The organism is Candidatus Dormiibacterota bacterium (assembly GCA_036495095.1).
Lineage (GTDB): Bacteria > Chloroflexota > Dormibacteria > Aeolococcales > Aeolococcaceae > CF-96.
In genome coordinates this window covers 65,332-83,088 of record DASXNK010000159.1, presented here as the reverse complement: position 1 = coordinate 83,088, position 17,757 = coordinate 65,332, and the positions used below count along the sequence as shown (strand labels likewise).

Genomic DNA, 17,757 nt, shown 5'->3' with positions numbered 1-17,757 from the left:
CAACAGTCCACACTCTGCACGCGCGGCGTATGCATCGCGCGGAATGTCAGCCGTCGCGGTGGAGCACGCCGGTGCGCGCCGCCAGCTCGCGCAGCCCGGGAATGGCGGGTGCGCGATGACCGCGTCCCAGCATCGCGGCGATCATCGAGCGCACGTGTGGCTGGTGGTGCGTCAGCTCCGGCGCCAGCCGCTCGGCGTGGAGCAGCCGGTGCAGCGCCGCCTCGTCCTGACGCTTCGCCTCGTAGCCGCGAGCGACGTCGAGGTGCACCTGGGCGCGGCGCCCGGAGGCGTCGACCGGGAGCCCCGACGTGTCCACCTGGTGACCGAGCCGGATCACCTCGGTGGCGTCGCCGAGCTCGACCGCGGCGCTCACCGCGTGGATGGCGACGTTGGTGGGCCCGAAGAACCCGTCGTCGCGCCGCACCCGCGCCGCGATCCGCTCGGCGTTGCGCAGGAAGCGCTGGCTGGCGGCGCGATCGTTGCCACGCGCGGCGGCGAGCGAGCCCACCAGCAGCAGCGCGCCGAAGGTGGCGAGGTACGCCTGGCTCGGCGCCGCCCCGTGGTCGGCGTCGAGCCCGTCGAGAGCGCGCCCGGTCACCGTCAGCGCCTCGTCGACGCGGCCGGCGTGCAGGAACACGTGGGCGAGGCAGCGCGCACCGCGGGCCTGCAGCAGCACGTTGCGCGAGAGCTTCGAGGCGCGCGCGCAGCGGTCGGCGGCGATCCAGGCGAGGTCGTCCCGCTCACCCGAGCGCAGCAGCGTGTACGCGGCGCAGCGGTAGGTCTGCGCGAGCACCCAGTAGGCGGCGGGAGCACCGTCGTCGCCCGCCAGCATCTGGGCGGCGATCTCGGCGTCGACGATGAGCCGGCCGAGCTGCTCCGCCGCCTCGGCGAAACGGCACTGCCGGCGCACCTGGCGCGCGCGCAGCAGGCCGGCGTGCAGCGCCGCCAGGTTGGGAGCTGCGGGGCGGTGCGCCGCCGCGCCGACCAGGTCGGAGTAGTCGGTGAGGACGCGCAGCAGCGGGGTGGTGCTGCCGCCGTCGACGGCGGTGTCGGGGTCGGGACGCGCCGGCCGGTCCATGACGTCGGTGACGTCCACCCCGAGCGCCTCGGCGAGCGGGATGATGGAGCGCACCGTCCCCGGCGACAGCACGCCGCGCTCCACCTTCGACAGCCAGCTCTTGGAGACCCCGGCTCGGCCGGCGAGCACCTCCTGGGTGATGCCGAGACGCTGCCGGTACAGCCGGATCCTGGTCCCGCTCGCGACGCCGGTCATCCCGTCTCCCACGATGTCGAAGGCGCGCCCCGTGCGTGATGCGCGGCAGTCTACGTCCACGCCATGCGGGTCCACCGGGAACTGGCAATCCCGTGCCACCGCAACGGGATGACAGTCCCGGACTGTCATCCCGCTCTGGGGCTCAGGTGGCCGGCTTCAGCTCCAGCCAGCCCTCCCTGGCGAGCAGGTCGGTGACCTCGGAGAGGGCCATGTCCTCGCTGGGCAGCACGATGTCGCTGGCGAGGATGTCGTCCGCGGGCACGTGCATCCCCCTCTCGCGCACGAACCCGAAGAGCTCGGAGAGCGCGGCGTGGTACGCGGCGTCGTCGCGGCCCTTCACCGCCGACACCAGGTGGTGGTCGTAGGTGTCGAGCTGGTCGCGCAGCGAGGGATCGAGGCGGTACTGGCCCTCACCGTGGATGCGGACGACGATGCCGGCGCCGCCGAGCTGCGGCGCCGAGGCCGCCGCCGGGGCCGTCAGCTTCGCCTGCGACTTGAGGGCCGCGAGCTTGGCCTGCACGTCGCTCTCCATCATCGTGACCTGCAGCTGGGAGTCGAGCGCCGAGCCGCCGAGCCCGGGCGAGTCGAGCACGCCGCTGTCGAGCAGCGAGTCGACGGCGTCGGCGTGGGCCTGCATCCCGGCGATCTTGTCCTGGGCGCGGGAGATCATCAGCGAGGTGTCGTTGATGTGCTCGCCGATGCCCGCGAGCGACTCGCCCGCCTGGCTCACCGCCTTGTTCGCGGTGTACTGGGCCTTCAGGGTCTCGCGCTGGCTCTGGAACGCGGTCAGCCGCGCCTGGTACTTCTGCATCGCGGTCTGGAGCTTGGCCACCTGGGACTGGATCGCAGCCAGCTGCGGGGTGAGCCCCTCGCGCTGCGCCTGGAGCACGCTCGCCTGGGTGAGCGCCTGGGTGGCGAGGTCGTCGCGGCTCTGCTGCACCGCGGCCTGGGCCTGGCTGTTCAGCCTGGCGACGCGGGCGTCGAGGTCGGCCGCCTGGTTCTCCAGCCGCTTCTGCCCGGTGGTGGCGTCGACCAGCGCCCGGCGCATCCGCTGCTGCTCCTCGAGGAGCTTCTCGTAGGAGAGGTCGAGGGCCTGGCCCGGGTCCTCGAGGCGGTCGGCGGCGGCGTTCGCCTTCTGCTGGACCACGCTGCTGAAGCGTCGAAAGATGCTCATCGGGTGTGCTCCTCGGTCAGCGGCCGCGTCGGGCGGTCTGCTGGGCGGCGATCAACTCCGGCAGGGCGACGAGCTGCCCGAGACGGTGGTAGGCGGTGAGGGCGGCGAGCACCTCCCTCTCGAGGTCGGCGCGCAGCCGCTCCGGCGGGTCGGTGCTCCACATCTGCTCGGCGGTCTCGGCCGACGCCCGGGCGCGGGCGAGCAGCTCCTGGATGGTGCCGGCCGCCCCGGGATGCTCGTTCGGGTCGGTCTGCGCGAGCAGCTCCCGGGCGGCCGCCTCGGCGCGGACGCCGGCGGTCTCCGCGGCCCGGCGCATCCCCTCGAGGTGCGCGATCGGCTTCTCCCGCCAGGCCCCGGCCGGCCCGGGGAGGTCGGCGGGCAGCCGCACATCGATGCGGTAGCCGGGCGAGATCTCGGCCTGGTGGCCGCGCCGCACCCAGTCCTGCACCCCGCTGTAGTAGGCGGTGACCTGGGCGCTGGTCTGCTCCGGGACGTGCCCGCCGGGGTGGCGCGCCTCGTGGGCGTCGAGGGTGGCGTCGCCGAGCTGCTGGAGGACGAAGGCACACCAGGCGCAGAGCGCCTCCACCTGCACGGACCGGTCCACCGTCCACCCCGTCCTCCCCTCGAGGGTGGCGTCCACGCGACGCTGGTCGACGTCCGCCATCAGGGCGTCGACGGCGGCGCCGGCGCGCCGGTAGGCCTGCAGCGGCTCGGCCGAGACCTCGCCCTTCATCCTGGCCTGCAACCTGTCGAAGACCCCCATCCGGCGCCCCCTCGTGGAGTCGTGGCGTCACACCGGGCCAGCATATCGCCAGCCCGGCGGGCGGAGCCGGGCGGACCGGGGCGGCGGTGACGGGGGTGTGACGGGATGTGACGGCTCGCCGATCCCCGTATCCCGGCGGGCGGCGGCGGCGACTCCCGACCAGACACCCGCCACCGGCGGCAACGAGCGAGGAGACCCATGAACCCCTTCCGGACCCTCACCACCACCGCCGTCGCGGCCGCCGGGGCCCTGGTGATCGGCGGCGCCGTCGCCGCGGCCGCGATCGGCACCAGCCCGCACACCTCGCCCACGGCGGCGACGGTGGGGGCGGCGGCGGCGACTCCCGAGCCGAGCCCGGCGACCTCCCCCACGGCCTCGCCCTCCCCGGCGACCGCGGTCGTCACCACGGTCACCTCGACGACCACGAGCACCACCACCACCCACTCCGAATCGGAGGCGGCGGAGAACGAGGCCGCGGAGACCGACGGGACCGACGTCGACACGACCGAGACCTCCACCTCGGAGACCGCCGAGACCGGCGAGCACCAGAACGGGAACCAGCACGGCGTGGCGACCCCGTCCTCCTCACCCCGGGCCGGCGAGAACCACGGCGAGAAGGGCGCCGACGACCGCGGTCGCGGCGCCGACGGCAGGGGCGGCGGCGGCCGCTGACTCCGACCGGCGGCGCGAGGGTCGGGGAGCCCCACCTCCCCGGCCCGCCGCGACCGGGCCGTGCCTCCGCCACGACGGTCCCGTGTCCACCTCGTTCGTATCGTGATCCGCTGTGACCTCCGCCTCGCCAGCCCGCCGTTGAGGAGCCCCCGTGCCCCATGGTCCGGCCTGCGCGCCGCCGGGACCACGTCCGGAAACCGGGCGCTCCGAGCTGCGGCCAGGCCCCCGGCCGGCGCCGCCGAGGGGGCGGTCGAGGCGGCGTGCCGAGGTGACGCCGCCGGCTGGAACTGGCTGTTCGACCGCTACCACCGGGTGGTCCTCCGCCACGCGATGGCACGGATCGGCGACCTCGCCGCCGCCGAGGACGTCACCCAGGAGGTGTTCGTCGCCGCCGTCGGCGGGATCGGGCGGCTGCGCGACCGCAGCGAGGCCGGGGTCGAGGGGTGGTTGCTCGGGATCGCCCGCAACACGGCCATCGACCGGGTCCGCCGGCTGCGCCGCGAGCGGGTCGCGCTCGGGCACCCCGAGGTGACCGCGGACGCCGCCGAGCTGGTGGTGTCGCGGATCAGCGCGGCGGAGCTGCGCACCGCCATGGAGCAGCTCTCCGCGGAGCAGCGCGAGGTGGTGCTGCGACGGTTCGTCCTCGACCAGTCGCTCGAGCAGGTCGCGGCCGCCACCGGGCGGCCGGTCGGCGCGGTGAAGTCGATGCAGCACCGCGCCCTCGCCTCGCTGGCGCGCATCTGCGGTGGAGAGGCGCGATGAGCGAGCTGAGCCCGCAGCTGCGCCAGGCGTTCGCCGAGCTCGCCGCGGAGAGCGATGTCGCGCCGCCGGCCGCGTTCCAGGCGCGCGCCCGCGCCGCGATGCACGCCGCGGTCTCGCGCCGGGCCGCCCGCTCGCCGCTCCGCCGCCTGCCCGGCCGGCGCGCCGCCGCCCTCGGAGCCGCCCTGGCCACGGCGTCGGCGGCGGTGCTGCTGGTGGCCGGCTGGTCCGCCCCCGCCGGCTCGCTGCTGCACCCCGTCCGCCTGGCCCGCGAGCGGGTGACCCTGGCGCTCCCCGGCGGCGACCGCGCCGCCCGCGAGCTCGGCTTCGCCGAGGACCGCCTCCACGAGGCGGCCGGAGCATCCAACCCGGCCGCCGCCCTGTCCGAGGCCTCGTCCCTCCTCGCCGCCGCCGGACACGACCTGGACGGCGGCGACGGCGCCCAGCGCGGGCGCTGGTCGCGGGACGAGACCCGGCTGCGCCAGGCCCGGGGATCCGGGTCGCCCGGTCGGTCCGGCACCGGAGCCACCGAGGACAGCGGCGGCGGCCCACGGGGCGGGGAGGGCTCCGGGGGGGGCTCCGGAGCGAATCCGCTCCCTGCCGGTGCCGAGTCGGGGGGCGGCGGCCGGCCCGGCGGCTCCGCCTCGCCCACCGCCCAGGCCATGCCGCGGGTCGGCGGCTCCGGCAGCGGATCCGGCCGAGGCGGCGGCGGTCCGCAGCCCACCGCGCCCACCGGCGCCTCGCCGTCGGGCGGCGACGACGGGTCAGGCCGGGTCGGCTCCGGGGGCGGCGGGGACGCATCCTCGGGCCGGGGAGGCGGCCGCCGGTCCTCCGCCCCGACCCCGTCCTCCTCCTCCTCCGGGGGTCACGGCTGAGCCGGCGCGCCGGCCTCCGTCACATCTGCGCGGACTGCGTGACGGAGGTGCGACCGCGCCGAGAGGGTGGCGTTTCGGGCCCCTGACAACGATGGTCGGGTGCGCATCACCACTCCGCTGGCCGCCCTCCTCTGCCTCGCCCTGAGCGCCTGCGCGGGCTCCGCCGGAGCCGCGTCCGCCGGGTCACCGGGCTCCGCGAGCGGCGCCTCCGTCGCCGGGCGCACGGTGGCGAAGGCGGCCCCCTCGGCGGCTCCCCAGGTCGTCCCCGCCGCCAGCCCCACGCCCACCGCCACCCCGGTGCCGACCGCCACGCCGCGGCCCGCCGGGCTGATCGACGTCGCCGCCCGGTCGGAGTGCGGGGTGCCGGACGGCACCGTCCCGGCCACCGGCCAGATGATCGTCGTCAGCCTCGCCTGCCAGGAGCTCAGCACCTACCAGGACGGCGTCCCGGTGCTGTCGACCCCGGTGACCACCGGCAAGCCCGCCCTGCCCACGCCGGCCGGGCACTACTCGGTCCTCTCCCGCAGCAACCACTACCGGATGGTCTCCAGCTGGCCCTACGGCACCATCGGCTGGTACGCCCCCAGCTGGGTCACCTGGGTGCTCTGGTTCCGCACCGACGGCTACGGCATCCACGACGCCTCCTGGCGCACCGCCTACGGCCCCGGGACCGACGCCAACGGCTCCCACGGCTGCATCAACGTCCCCCACGACGCGATGCAGCAGCTCTACTCCTGGGCCCGGAACGGAGCCGCGGTCGACGTCGTCTGACCGCTCACCCGGCGAGAACTCCGCCTCGGTGAGGCCTCGAGCGCGAGGAGGCGGCGCAGGGATCTATTGCGCTGCGGGATGGAACGGTGGGAGATTCCTCAGGTCGTCCGGCGTCATGTGGACGAACAGCGCCCCGTCGTCGCTGCGCTCCAGGAAGCGGACCTGAACGACGACGTCCTGCTCCAGGAAGCCCACCGGATGGACGACAACGCCCACGAGTTCCCCCTCGTCGAAGAGGACGTCCCGGATGTGACCGAGCTTGTGCCCATCGTGGCCGAGCATCACGTTCTCGTTGGGCCGGAGCTCGATGTCGCGCTCTGCCTTGTCGGCCGTCTCGATCTCGGGCGCCACGCGTGCGGCTCCCAGCACAACGCTGACGTCATCGAGGGCCGCCTCCTTCGGCGTCAGCGGAGCCAGGCTGTAGCTGAGGTAGGGCGGGAGCTGGCGCACCTCCTTCGAGGTGAGCGAGAGGTCCACACGATCGTGCGACATCTGGGCGATGGCGGATACGGGAACGATGAGCTCGTCCGTCATCAGGCCGGCGTACAACGCCAGATAGTGTCCGTTGAAGCGAACGCTCTCCTTCACGATCACCTGATGCGGGTCCCAGCCCTCCCGATCGACCACCAGCCGGTGGAGGCTGCCGATGTGCTTGCCATCGGAGGAGTGGACGGCCGCGCCGAGGTGGAAGTCGCCGAGGGGCCGACGGTCGTTCTCGGGCACTGTCATGGCTCTCCTGAACGGCGGGCGCCATCAGGCTCCGCTGGCTGGGGAGAGAGGATTCGAACCTCTGATTGGCTGATCCAGAGTCAGCTGCCTTACCACTTGGCCACTCCCCAGCGGAGCGAACCGAGAGTCTAGCCCAAGCGTGACGGCCCACCGGCGAGGGAGCGACGAGGGGTTTCGCAAGCGGCGCGCGCACCTATACTGACCCCGTAATGAACCTTCTCGAACTGCTCCGATCGCAGGCGCGCCGGTTCCGCTGTCCGGTGTGTGGCGAGAGCATGGCCGACTGTGGGATCAAGGTGCTGGCGCAGCAGGGCAACCGCGCCCTGGTGCGGGTGACCTGCTCCTCCTGCAACGACGAGAACCTGCTCCAGATCGTCATCCAGACCGAGGCCGAGCTTCCCGCGGAGCCCGCCGGGCCGCCGCTGTTCAGCGAGCCCCGGCCCGAGGCGGCCGCGCCGATCGGCGGCGACGAGCTCCTCGACCTCCACAGCTTCCTCTCGAACTGGCAGGGCGACCTCCGCGAGCTCACCGAGCGCTAAAACCCCGTGGTCCCGATCAGGGGGTGGGCGACGGGCGCGGTGACGGTGTTCCGGTCGAGCCCAGGGTCGGCAGTGGCAGCAGCGGCGTCGGCGTCTGCTCCGGTGTCGGCGTGGCCTCGGGGGTCGGCGTCGGCGTCTCCACCGGGGTCGGCGCGGGCGTGGGGGTGCCCGATGCGCTGTCGAAGGAGTGCTTGAACATGCTCGCCGGCAGGCCGTTGACGAAGGGCACGGTGATCGCCTTGGCCACGGCGGTTCCGAAGACCCCGTCCATGCCGATCTCCGAGCTGTTGTCGCCCTCGGTGTGGCCCGCCCAGGTGGCGACCACGAAGTCGGGGGTGTAGGCCATGTACCAGGCGTCGACGAAGTTGTCGGTGGTGCCCGACTTGCCCGCGGTGGGGTGCCGGAAGGGCAGGCCCCACTGGGCGGCGTAGCCGCGCAGGATCCGGGTCACCATGCCCGCCTCGTTCGCGGACATCACCTGCGGACCGGGGCCGGGATCGCCGGCGTCGACGATGGTGTCCTGCCCCGAGATCACCTTGCGGATCGCCCGTGCGGAGACCTTGTGGCCGCCGTTGGCGAAGGCCGCGTAGCCGGCGGCGTGCTCGATCATCCGCACCGACGACGACCCGATCGCGGTGTTCGCGTTGGGGGCGAGGTTGCTGGTGATCCCCAGCGAGTGCGCGAAGTCGATCACCTGCGGCACCCCGGCGATGTTCATCGCCTGCTCGGCGGGGACGTTGCGTGAGAGCAGCAGCGCCCGCGCGGCGCTGATGGGGCCGAGGAACTGGCCGTCGAAGTCCTTCACGCCGCCGAGCCTCGCCGACTCGTCGCGGGTGTCCTGGAGCGTCGTCGACGGGGTGAGGGCGCCGTTCTTGAAGCCGGTCTCGTACACGTAGGGCTTGAAGGACGAGCCGGGACGCCGCTCGGCCGTGACCACGTTGAACTGGCCGCCGATGGCGTCGTTGGCGAAGTCCGCCGAGCCCGCCATGGCGAGGATGTCGCCGGTGGTCGAGTCGATCATCAGCAGCGCCGCGTTGTTGGCGTTGTGGGCGATGCGTTTCGCCACCGACGCGACCGCCGAGTCGGCCTGCTTCTGGATGTTCAGGTCGAGGGTGGTGTCGACCTCGAGGTCGCCCTCGGTGACCCCGGGGTCGTCGGCGAACTGCTGCTGGAGGCTGTCACGCACGTACTGGGCGAAGTGCGGCGCCGCCCCGCCGAACGCCGGGCTCTGCGGGTTCTTGCTCAGGTCGGCGCGGAGCGCCTGCTGGTTGCGGGCGGCGACCGCCGGATCGGCGGCAAGAGGATCGACCGACTCCGCCTGCGCCGCGGTGATGTCGCCGGTGGCGAGCAGCGCGGAGACCACGTAGTGCTGGCGCGCGAAGGCGGCGGTGGGGTTCTGGAAGGGATCGTAGTAGGAGGGCGCCTGGGGCAGGCCCGCGAGCAGGCTCGCCTCACCCAGGTCGAGGGCGGAGGCGTCCTTGTTGAAGAAGGTGCGGGCGGCGTTCTGGATGCCGTAGGCGCCGTGACCGTAGTAGATGATGTTGAGGTACTTCTCGAGGATCTGCGCCTTGCTGTAGCGGCGGTCGATCTCGTTGGCGAGCAGCGCCTCGCGGAGCTTGCGCAGCGGGGACTTGTCGGCGTTCGACCCGAAGAAGGCGAGCTTGGCGAGCTGCTGGGTGATCGTGCTCGCCCCCTGGGTCGGGTGCCGGGCGATGACGTCGACGAAGAGCGCCTTGGCGATGCGGCCGAAGTTGAAGGCGCCCTCCTGGTAGAACTGCCGGTCCTCGGCGGCGATCGTCGCCTTCTGCAGGATCGGGGCGACCCTGTCGAGGGTCACCGAGGTGCGGCTGATGTCGTCGTGGCCCACCTCGCTGATCAGCGTGTGGTTGCGGTCGTAGATGCGGATGGTCCCGGTGGCCCGGCCGATCGAGCTGACGTTGGGGGTGGTCAGCGCGGCGTAGGCCACCAGGCCGCCGAGGAGGAGGCACTGGAGCGCCACCAGCGCGAGCGCGATCCGGACCCCCAACCGCCAGCGCGGGGGGACGCGGCGCCACCAGCCCGGTCCGCGCCCCCCGACGGCGGGCGGAGGGGCGGTGCGCATGCCCGAGCGGCGCCGGCGCGGCGGCGGCGGCGCCGGTCGCACCCGCCGCTCCCCGCCCCGTCCCCCGGTCCCGCGACCCGACCGGCTCAGGACGCGCTCCCGACCAGGCTGTCATGGCGCTCGGCCTCGACCCTGTCGAGCAGGCGGCCGGCGGCCACCCTGCCTCCCGCGGTCGCCGCCGAGCCGGCGGCGGCCACCGCCACCTTCTGGAGGATGCCGCCGCCCGAGGCGGTGCCGAAGCGCTTCTCCAGGTCCTCCCGCAGCGCCCGCAGCTCGCGGGCGACGTCGTCGACGGTGGCGCCCTCGAGGAGGTCGTCGCCGTCCTGGCCGCCGGATCGCAGGCGGTGACGCAGCACCAGGCCGGCCACGAGCACCACGGCGACGGCGCCGGCGATGGCGACGATCTGAGGGCCGTCGCGGCGCAGCCGGGACTTCCAGTCGAGCTCGGCGCGGACCCGGCGGGCGAAGCGTTCGACGTCCTCGGCAAGCGCCTGCCGGGTCAGCTCGACCTCTCGACGCCTCGCTTTGGCAGTTCCTTCACCCACTCGAGATCCTCCTTGATCGCGCTGACCGCCTCCTTGGTGCTCCGCACCGTGGCCTTCACCCGCCGGTACCCGACGTATCCGCAGAGGACGCCGGCGAGGATGAGGAGGAGGCCGAAGATCAGCCAGCCGAGCCATTCGTGGTTGAGCAGGGAGCCGATGACCTCCGGCACCGCCCCCAGCGCGTAGATCATGCCAAGGAGTGCGAGGGTGAGCGCGGCGCCGAGGAAGGCGCCGGCCTTCAGGGAGCGGAGGGCGCTCTCCTTCGCCTGCTCCTTGGCCAGCTCGATCTCGAGCCGGACCAGACGGGTGGTGTCCTCGGTGATGCGGTGGACGAGCGCGCCGAGATCCTCGTCGTCCTGGACGCGTGCCGCCACCCCGTTCCCCTAGACGTTCAGCTGCGACACGTCGATGTCGCGCAGGCCCTCGGGCGGCTGGACGCCGTGCTCATGGAGCAGCTTGAGCAGCTGGAGCACGTAGCGGACGCCGTTGAGGTTGACCCCGTGGTTGCGGGTGAGGTTCTGGATGGTCTGCAACTTCTGGATGTCACGCTGGGAGAACCTGCGCCGGTTGGTGGAGGTCCGTTGCGGCACCACCAGCCCCATGTTCTCGTACATCATCAGTGTCCGAGGATGGGTCTCGAGGATCTCCGAGGCCACGCTGATCGTGTAGATCGGCTTGTCCAGCGAGAGGTTCAGCTCGCGTGGGCCCCGCTCCGGCAACCCATCTCTGGCACTCATCGAGCTCACTCCCTCAGCCACTCGCCGATCCCCTCGGAGAGGGAGCTCGGGGTGGTGTGGGCCTTGATCAGGAACTCGTGGGCGCCGAGCTTGAGGCCGCGGTCGACCAGCTCCTTCTCGCCGTAGTTGCTGAGCATGATCACCGGGATCGCCGCGGTCTCCGGATCCTGCCGGAGCGCCTGCAGCACCTCGAACCCGTCCTTCTTGGGGAGCCGGATGTCGAGGAAGATGATGTCGGGGAGGAGCTCCTTGGCGCGGGTCAGCCCGTCCTCGCCGTCGATGGCCACGTTGACCCGGTAGCCGTCCAGGGAGAGCTTCATCCGGTACATCTCCAGCACCGCCGGATCGTCCTCGATGAGCAGGACGTCGATGACCTCGTTGTCCACACGAACCTCCCCGGATGGCGGGCGGGACCCAGTCCCGTCGCACGGCAGCGGCAGTATAGCCTCCACGTCCCCCGGGACCACAACTGTATAGTTATCCGCTAGGGTAACCCAACAGGAGTGGTAGGCGGTATCCTCCGCCCGATTGGCGAGGGCCCGCCCCCGCAGGCCTAGAGGCGCACCTCGCTCACGTCGAGCTCGTCGAGGTGAGGTGGCCGCTTGATGTCGTGCTCGTCGAGCAGGCGCAGGCACTGGATGACGTACCGCGCCCCGTTGAGGTTGAGCCCATGCTGCCGGGTGAGTCGCTGGATGGCCTGGAGGGCGAGGATGTCGCGCTGCGAGTACCGACGGCGGTTGGTGCTCGTCCGGTACGGCACGATCAGGTTCAGGTGCTCGTACATCATCAGCGTCCGGGGATGGGTCTCCAGGATCTCCGAGGCCACGCTGATCGTGTAGATGGGCTTGTCCAGCCCGACCGGCGCCGGAGCGACGCTCACGAGTCCTCCTCCGGCCGGTCCACCGAGCATGTGCCGACCGCGATCATCCGATCCGGCCCGGCGACCGGTTGGTGTGAGTATACGGGTCTCAGGAGACAGTGCCCCACCCCTGTTGTGAGTCACCCCCTCGGAAGGAGGGTGGAGCTCGAGGGCCGGCGCCCCCGGGCCGTAACCCAGGCCGGGCGGCTGCCGTTTGAAGCCTCGTCGGAGGTACGGACGCAGCTTCGCGACCGGGGGTCCAGGCGCAGACCCGTCCTCGCGACATTCACAGGAGGAGTGCGAATGATCCAGCCCGATGGGCGGGCCTCGCTGGCGACCCGCGAGCGCTATCTGAAGCGTCGCCGCGCCGGTCGTTTCGGAGATCGGGGTGTCGTCGCGCTCTGGCTGGGTTTCGGTGCCCTGGTGTCGTGGCTCGCCATCGCCGGGCTCGCGGGACTGTCGCACTGAGCCGCTGAGCGCCTGAGCCGCCCCCCGGCTCAGGCCGGCTCGCGGCGGCGGAGGCCCTCCACCAGCAGCTCGAGGGCCTGGGCCCATGCCCAGGGACCGTCCACGGTGTGGGCGGCCGCGGCGAGCACCTCGGCCGGAACCTCCGCGTCGGCGACGGCCACGGCGGTGCCGAGCGGAGCCGCCGCGCAGGCGATCCGGAGCATCGGGATGTCGCCGCCGTCGTCCCCGGCGGCGCAGAGTGCCGCCGCCTCCCACCCCGCGGCCCGGAGGTCGGCCACCGCGCTGCCCTTGTCCCGGCCCACGGGCACCCGCACCTCGGCGGCGCGCTTGCCGGTGGTCACGGTCAGCCCGCAGGTGCCGGCGACCGCCGTCGCCAGCTCGAGCGCCTCGGCCTCTGCGGCCGACCCCAGGCCACGGGTGTGGATGACGGCCGAGCAGCGCTTGCGCTCCAGCCGGGCGCCGGGCAGCCGGCCGGCCTCCAGGGCCGCCTCGAGCTCGGCGGTGGCGGCGGCGAGCGCCGGCAGCCAGTCCTCGACCCCCTCCTCCAGCTCGACCCGCCCCCCGGACCAGCGCTCGAGCCCCAGGTTCCCGGAGGCCACCCCCTCGGGGCCGAGCTCGAGGCGGTGGGCGGCGTCGTCGCTGTCCCGGCCGGTGACCACGGCCAGGCCCACCGGGCAGCGCGCTCCGACCCCGTCGCGGGCCCCCGCGCGGGTGAGCCAGGCCACCGCCGCCAGCGCCCGTGGCAGCGCCCGCGCCTGCTCGGGGCGCTGGACGATCGGCGCCAGCGAGCCGTCGAAGTCGGTGCACACCAGCAGCCCGCCGGCGTCGACGGCGCCGCGGACCAGCTCCGCGGCGAGGCGATCGGGGGAGGTGATGCGGGCGCGCCCCATGGTGGTCAGGCGATGAGCTCGCGGAGGTCCTGCAGCTGGGACGTGATCCAGCGGGTGATGTCGTTCGCCCGCACCGTCTCGCGGATCCGCTCGCCGCGGGCCGCCCGCTCCGACTCGTCCATGCGCAGGCTGAGGTAGAGCGCCTCGGCGGTCTCATCGACGTCGAAGGGGTTGACGGTGACGGCCAGCTCGCCGAGCTCCTCGTGCGACCCCGCGTTCTCGCTCAGCACCAGCACCCCGTTGCGACGGTTGCAGAGGATGCCCTCCTTGGCGACCAGGTTCATGCCGTCGTAGATCGGGTTGACGAGGAGCACGTCGAACGACTTGTAGGCGGCCACCGCCTTGTGGAAGTTGTTCTCGATCTCCAGCCGGATCGGCATCCAGCCCCGGCGCCCGAAGCGCCGATTGATCCGCGCGCAGACCCCGACGATGCTGCCCAGGTAGGCGCGGTAGTCGTCGATGTCCTGGCGCGACTCCTGGAGCAGCGCCCAGAACTGGACGCGCTCGTGGAGCTCGGGGTGGGCCTCGAGCATCCGCTCGTAGGCGACGAAGCCGCGCACCACGTTCTTCGACAGGTCGGTGCGGTCGACCCGCAGGATGAGGTGCTCGGGCCGCCAGGCGGCGATCCTGTCCTCCTCGGCGAGCACCGCGGGATGCTCGAGGAGCCCCTCGAACTCGCCGACGTCGATGCTGATCGGGTAGTGGCGCACCCAGATCGCCCGCCCCTCGTGGAACACGGTGCGCTCGCGGTGGTCGACCGCGAGACCGAGGTTCTCCTCGCAGGTGAGCAGGAAGTTGCGCACGTCGCGCGAGGTCTGGAAGCCGATGATGTCGTTGCCGAGGATGCCCAGGGTGATGCCGTCGCGGATCCGCCGGGGCAGGATCTTCCAGTACTGCGGCGTCGGCCAGGGGATGTGGACGAACTGCTGGAGCCGCACCTTGGGGAGGCCGGCGCGGACCATCTGGGGCACGCAGTAGAGCTGGTAGTCCTGCACCAGCACGAGCAGCGGCACGTCGGAGCGCCGTCCCTCCTCCACCACCCGGTCGGCGAAGAGGCGGTTGACGTGCAGGTAGCCGTCGCGCCAGGCACGCTCGGTGGTGGCGTCGACGATGGGCTCGCGGCTGAGGTCCCAGAGGTAGTGCTGGATGAACCAGAGCAGCGGGTTGCTGAAGACGCTGTAGTAGAGGTCGTAGGCCTCGGGGTCGGCGTCGACGAAGGCGACGCGGTAGGAGGTGTCGTCCTCGGTGGTGAGGCGCACGGTGCCGTCCTTGCCGGCGCGGCCGGCGAGGATGCGGTCCTCGTCGGTGCGGGCCGCGGCCACCCAGACCGCGTCGGTGGCGGTGGCCAGCGAGCCCATCGCGGTGACCAGCCCTCCCGCACCCCGGACCAGGCGCTCCTCGGTGCCGCGGAAGGCGTCGGCGCGCTGCAGGGTGAGGGGCGCGCGGTTGGCGACGATGACCGGCTGCACGTGACGCAGCAGGCGCCGGGTGTAGGCCTCGATGGCGAGCAGCGCGCGTCCTCCGACACCGGCGGTGGCCCCTCGGCGATCCATGCTAGTGGAGCCGGCCGCGGGCGCGCCTCCGCCTCCCTGTAGCATGACCGGGGTGCGTGTCGAAGCCAGCGCCGACGCCGGCGTCCGCCCCGCCGACCTCTTCGGGGTCGCGGCCGACCTTCGCAACCTCCCGGCCTGGTGGATCGAGCACCTCAGCGCCGAGGTCGAGGTGCCCGCGCCACGGCTGCGCGACAGCGTGTACCGGGTGCGCTACCGCCTGCCCGGAGGGCTGGTGATCAGCGCGCTCTGCACCGTGGTGGCGGCGCGCGCCGGCCGCTCGCTCACCTACGTGTGGGAGGGCGGAGGCATGCGCATGGCGGTGGGCCAGAGCTTCACCGTCCACGGCGAGGGCACCCGCACCCGGCTGATCGCCGACCTCGCCACCGACCGGTTGCTGACCCCGGTGGGGTCGGTGGTCACCCGGCTGATCGGCCGCGGCCTCGTCGCCGAGCTGGATCGGGCGCTCGCCAACCTGACCGAGCTGGCGGCAGCCCGGGCGGTGGTGCGCCGCGCCCCGCTGGGGGGCGGCACCGAGCGACGAGCGCCCGGCGGCCGCCCCGCGGTGTCAGTCCTAGGCGGTGCGGCGGGCGCGGCCGGCGCCGGTCCGGCGGGTGCCGGTGGTGCCGGTGGTCGCGGCCTTCCGGGTGGTGGCGGCGGCGCGGCGGACGCCGGTGGTCGCGCGCCGGGTGGCCGTCGCCGCGGTCCGGCGGACGGCGGTCGCACCGGTGGTGGTGGAACGGCGGGCGCGGCGCGTGGGCGGCGCCGTCTCCTTCTCGATGCGGCCCAGGACCCGGGCGCCGGCGCTGGCGGGACGGTGGACGAGAAGAAGAAGGTTGCGCGCCGCCACCCCGGTGACGTCCGAGCGCCCGGCGCGGCTGCGAAGCGCCCGGAGGCCTGAGAAGAGCACTCGCTCGGGCAGGGTGACCACGTCGGTCGCGGTGGACTCGACGTTGTCGGCGACCCTGGCGTTGATGCGGCTGCCGCGACGGCGGGCGGCGGCCTGGTCGCCGACCGCGTCGAGGGCCAGGCTGGCCCCGCCGACGGCGGCGTCCAGGGCGCGCTCGGAGAGCCGAGTCACGGTGCCGATGGGAGAGGTGTCGGTCATGTCGAAGAGACCCTCGAATACAGGGCGCCCTGCGGTCCCACCAGGGGGTGGAGGGGCTGCGGGTGCAGCCCGACGCGGTGGCGCCGCGGGTGAAGCTGGACCAAATATACGCGCTGCGTCATAACTGCGTCAAGACGAGCCGCGGCGGCTGATCGGCGTTTCGCGCAAGGAACGACGGGGGTCGGACGTCACACGCGCATGCCCGCCGCTCTCCAGGCGCCGCGGGAGGTGAGGGGGATCCACGCCGCGACCGGTCGCGGCGGACGGAGCGGCGCGGCTTGCGCCCCGGGTGGCCGCATGCTAGTGTCGCAGAAGAAACACAGCTTTGTTTGTGTACGCCGCCGCCTTCGGGAGGGAGCCGCCCCATGGCCTCGCTGAACGCTGTCCATTTCGCCGACGGCTTCGACGGACCGGACACCGTCGCCCTCGGCCTCGAGGCGGCCGAGCTCTCCGCGGTGGTCGGCGGCGGGCTGCTCACCTCGGCGATCGTCCACAGCCCGGCGCCCGCCGGGGTGCGCCTGCCCGCGGCCGCGCTGGTCGCCCTGCTGGCGGCGGCGCTGGGCTGGGTGCGGCCCCAGGGGCGCTCGCTGCTGCGCTGGGGCTGGCTGGCCGCACGCTTCGCCGCGACCCCGCGGAGCGGAGCGGGGTGGCTGGCGGCCAGCGGCGGCGACGGGACCGGCGACGGGGCGGACGGGTCCGAGACCGCCGAGCCGGAGCCGGCCTGGGCGAGGTGGCTCCGCCACACCGCCCCCGGGCGTCAGTGCGAGGCCGCCCCCGGCGAGGGGGTCGGGGAGCCCGAGGTGGCGGAGGCGCCGGTCACCGCCCCGGAGGAGGCGCCGCCCCCGCCGCCCACGCCGCCCCGGCGACGGCGGCGGCGGCCCGCCCCGGCCGCGACCCGGTCCGGCGTCGACGACGACGGCGCCACCGTGGAGGTGCGCCGGCCGCCGATCGTGCTCCTCCCCGAGGCCGCCGCCGGCGGCGGTGACGAGGAGCCGTCCGGGGAGGAGGACGAGGAGGAGCCCGAGCCGGCCACGATCGTGCCGCTGTGCCGGCCGTCCTCCGACCTCGGAGTGGCCGAGGGCTGCGCGGAGCCGCCGTCGGCTCCGTCCGCGGACGCGCTCGCCCCGGTGTTCGTCGGCGCCACCCGCCGGATCACCTTCTTCTCGCTCAACGGCGGCGCCGGCCGGACCACCCTGGCCACCGAGCTCGCCTGCCTGCTCGCCGCCCGCGGCCGTCACCGCCCCACTCCCGGCGCCGCCCCCCGGCCGCTGCGCATCGCCCTCCTCGACCTCGACCTGCGCAGCGCCACCGTGGCGGTCCGCCTCGGCATCCCCCAGCCCACGCTCTGGGACTACCTGCTCAGCGGCGACCAGGGGCCGGGGGCGCTCGACCGCCACATGGTCACCCACGGTTCCGGGGCGAGGGCGCTGCTGGGGCCGCCCAAGCCGCTGAGCGGCGGCACCGCGGTCGAGCCCGCCCGGGTCGCCGAGATCGTGCACCGGCTGGAGTGCGACGGCACCCACTTCATCGTGTTCGACGTCGGCGCCGACCTCGGCGCGGTGACCACCTGGGTGCTCAGCGCCGCCCACGACATCTACGTGGTGCTGACCCCGACCGCGAGCGGGGTGCAGGACGCCTACCGCTCCACCGAGGCGCTCCGCCGCCTCGGGCTCGGCGCGAAGCTGAAGTACGTGGTCAACCGCGCCCGCCCCGGGGTCGACCTCGACGAGGTGATGGGCGACCTCGGCGGCCGCATCGCCGCGTCCATCCCCTTCGACCCGCGCATCGAGGAGGCCGAGAACGGCCACCGGATCGCGTCGCTCGGCGGTGGCGGCCCCGCCGCCGAGGCGCTGGCCGGGCTCGCCGCCCAGGTGTACCCGGCGCTCGCCGGGCCCGCGGCGCGCCGGAGGCTGCGCCTGTTCGGGAGGCGCCGGGTTGGCTGAC

20 protein-coding genes and 1 tRNA gene are annotated in these 17,757 nt (G+C 73.8%); 8 read left to right on the top strand and 13 right to left on the bottom strand.

The features are described 5' to 3' along the window. Positions 1-46: 46 nt before the first annotated feature. From VGL20_16455 to VGL20_16445, 3 genes are all read right to left on the bottom strand, one after another. Positions 47-1,273 carry a helix-turn-helix transcriptional regulator gene (locus VGL20_16455; GenBank protein HEY2705274.1) on the bottom strand — a complete coding sequence of 409 codons (1,227 nt, stop codon included), beginning with the start codon at positions 1,271-1,273 and terminating at the stop codon, positions 47-49. A gap of 142 nt (positions 1,274-1,415) precedes the next feature. Further along, on the bottom strand, positions 1,416-2,447 hold the full coding sequence (locus tag VGL20_16450) for a PspA/IM30 family protein (GenBank protein HEY2705273.1): 1,032 nt from the start codon (positions 2,445-2,447) through the stop codon (positions 1,416-1,418). 16 nt (positions 2,448-2,463) lie between these two features. Further along, complete coding sequence (locus VGL20_16445; protein ID HEY2705272.1) at positions 2,464-3,210, bottom strand: hypothetical protein; 747 nt, start codon at positions 3,208-3,210, stop codon at positions 2,464-2,466. A gap of 198 nt (positions 3,211-3,408) precedes the next feature. On the opposite strand from VGL20_16445, the gene VGL20_16440 reads away from it, so the two are divergent. The 4 genes from VGL20_16440 (at position 3,409) to VGL20_16425 (ending at position 6,287) form a co-directional block, all read left to right on the top strand. After that, the gene (locus VGL20_16440) at positions 3,409-3,882 is read left to right on the top strand and encodes a hypothetical protein (protein ID HEY2705271.1); all 474 of its coding nucleotides are present in this window, start codon (positions 3,409-3,411) and stop codon (positions 3,880-3,882) included. Positions 3,883-4,020: 138 nt separating this feature from the next. Further along, complete coding sequence (locus VGL20_16435; GenBank protein HEY2705270.1) at positions 4,021-4,644, top strand: RNA polymerase sigma factor; 624 nt, start codon at positions 4,021-4,023, stop codon at positions 4,642-4,644. Then, on the top strand, positions 4,641-5,516 hold the full coding sequence (locus tag VGL20_16430; GenBank protein ID HEY2705269.1) for a hypothetical protein: 876 nt from the start codon (positions 4,641-4,643) through the stop codon (positions 5,514-5,516). The genes VGL20_16435 and VGL20_16430 overlap by 4 nt, the downstream gene beginning before the upstream one ends. Positions 5,517-5,615: 99 nt before the next feature. Continuing rightward, the gene (locus VGL20_16425) at positions 5,616-6,287 is read left to right on the top strand and encodes a L,D-transpeptidase (GenBank protein ID HEY2705268.1); all 672 of its coding nucleotides are present in this window, start codon (positions 5,616-5,618) and stop codon (positions 6,285-6,287) included. A 63-nt stretch (positions 6,288-6,350) separates the two neighbouring features. Here the strand turns inward: VGL20_16425 and VGL20_16420 are convergent, their stop codons facing one another. Together VGL20_16420 and VGL20_16415 are read right to left on the bottom strand one after the other, a co-directional pair. After that, entirely contained in the window at positions 6,351-7,010 is a 660-nt protein-coding gene (locus VGL20_16420; GenBank protein ID HEY2705267.1) for a hypothetical protein, read from the bottom strand. Positions 7,011-7,051: 41 nt separating this feature from the next. Next, a tRNA-Gln gene (locus VGL20_16415) sits at positions 7,052-7,126 on the bottom strand. A gap of 99 nt (positions 7,127-7,225) precedes the next feature. On the opposite strand from VGL20_16415, the gene VGL20_16410 reads away from it, so the two are divergent. Beyond that, positions 7,226-7,555, top strand: a complete 330-nt coding sequence (locus VGL20_16410) for a hypothetical protein (protein ID HEY2705266.1) — start codon at positions 7,226-7,228, stop codon at positions 7,553-7,555. A gap of 16 nt (positions 7,556-7,571) precedes the next feature. On the opposite strand, the gene VGL20_16405 is transcribed toward VGL20_16410, so the two are convergent. From VGL20_16405 to VGL20_16380, 6 genes are all read right to left on the bottom strand, one after another. Next, positions 7,572-9,698, bottom strand: a complete 2,127-nt coding sequence (locus tag VGL20_16405) for a transglycosylase domain-containing protein (GenBank protein ID HEY2705265.1) — start codon at positions 9,696-9,698, stop codon at positions 7,572-7,574. 44 nt (positions 9,699-9,742) lie between these two features. Continuing rightward, a complete protein-coding gene (locus VGL20_16400; protein HEY2705264.1) occupies positions 9,743-10,201 on the bottom strand; it encodes a hypothetical protein in 459 nt (152 codons plus the stop codon). Then, positions 10,156-10,575 (bottom strand): phage holin family protein, encoded by a 420-nt coding sequence (locus VGL20_16395; protein ID HEY2705263.1) that lies wholly within the window; start codon positions 10,573-10,575, stop codon positions 10,156-10,158. Before VGL20_16395 ends, VGL20_16400 begins: the two co-directional genes overlap by 46 nt. Positions 10,576-10,584: 9 nt before the next feature. Next, entirely contained in the window at positions 10,585-10,938 is a 354-nt protein-coding gene (locus tag VGL20_16390) for a MerR family transcriptional regulator (GenBank protein HEY2705262.1), read from the bottom strand. A 5-nt stretch (positions 10,939-10,943) separates the two neighbouring features. After that, positions 10,944-11,324: a response regulator gene (locus tag VGL20_16385; protein HEY2705261.1), complete on the bottom strand. Its 381-nt coding sequence runs from the start codon at positions 11,322-11,324 to the stop codon at positions 10,944-10,946. A 167-nt stretch (positions 11,325-11,491) separates the two neighbouring features. After that, positions 11,492-11,818, bottom strand: a complete 327-nt coding sequence (locus VGL20_16380) for a MerR family transcriptional regulator (GenBank protein ID HEY2705260.1) — start codon at positions 11,816-11,818, stop codon at positions 11,492-11,494. Between the two features lie 282 nt (positions 11,819-12,100). Here VGL20_16380 and VGL20_16375 point away from each other — a divergent pair, with 282 nt between their 5' ends. Further along, positions 12,101-12,265 (top strand): hypothetical protein, encoded by a 165-nt coding sequence (locus tag VGL20_16375; protein HEY2705259.1) that lies wholly within the window; start codon positions 12,101-12,103, stop codon positions 12,263-12,265. 29 nt (positions 12,266-12,294) lie between these two features. Here the strand turns inward: VGL20_16375 and VGL20_16370 are convergent, their stop codons facing one another. Next, positions 12,295-13,155 carry a trehalose-phosphatase gene (locus VGL20_16370; GenBank protein ID HEY2705258.1) on the bottom strand — a complete coding sequence of 287 codons (861 nt, stop codon included), beginning with the start codon at positions 13,153-13,155 and terminating at the stop codon, positions 12,295-12,297. Between the two features lie 5 nt (positions 13,156-13,160). Beyond that, positions 13,161-14,708, bottom strand: a complete 1,548-nt coding sequence (locus tag VGL20_16365; protein ID HEY2705257.1) for a trehalose-6-phosphate synthase — start codon at positions 14,706-14,708, stop codon at positions 13,161-13,163. Between the two features lie 52 nt (positions 14,709-14,760). Between VGL20_16365 and VGL20_16360 the strand changes: the two genes are divergently transcribed. Continuing rightward, positions 14,761-15,606 carry an SRPBCC family protein gene (locus tag VGL20_16360; protein ID HEY2705256.1) on the top strand — a complete coding sequence of 282 codons (846 nt, stop codon included), beginning with the start codon at positions 14,761-14,763 and terminating at the stop codon, positions 15,604-15,606. A 572-nt stretch (positions 15,607-16,178) separates the two neighbouring features. Continuing rightward, positions 16,179-17,756, top strand: a complete 1,578-nt coding sequence (locus tag VGL20_16355) for a hypothetical protein (protein ID HEY2705255.1) — start codon at positions 16,179-16,181, stop codon at positions 17,754-17,756. The last annotated feature ends 1 nt before the right edge of the window (position 17,757 follow it).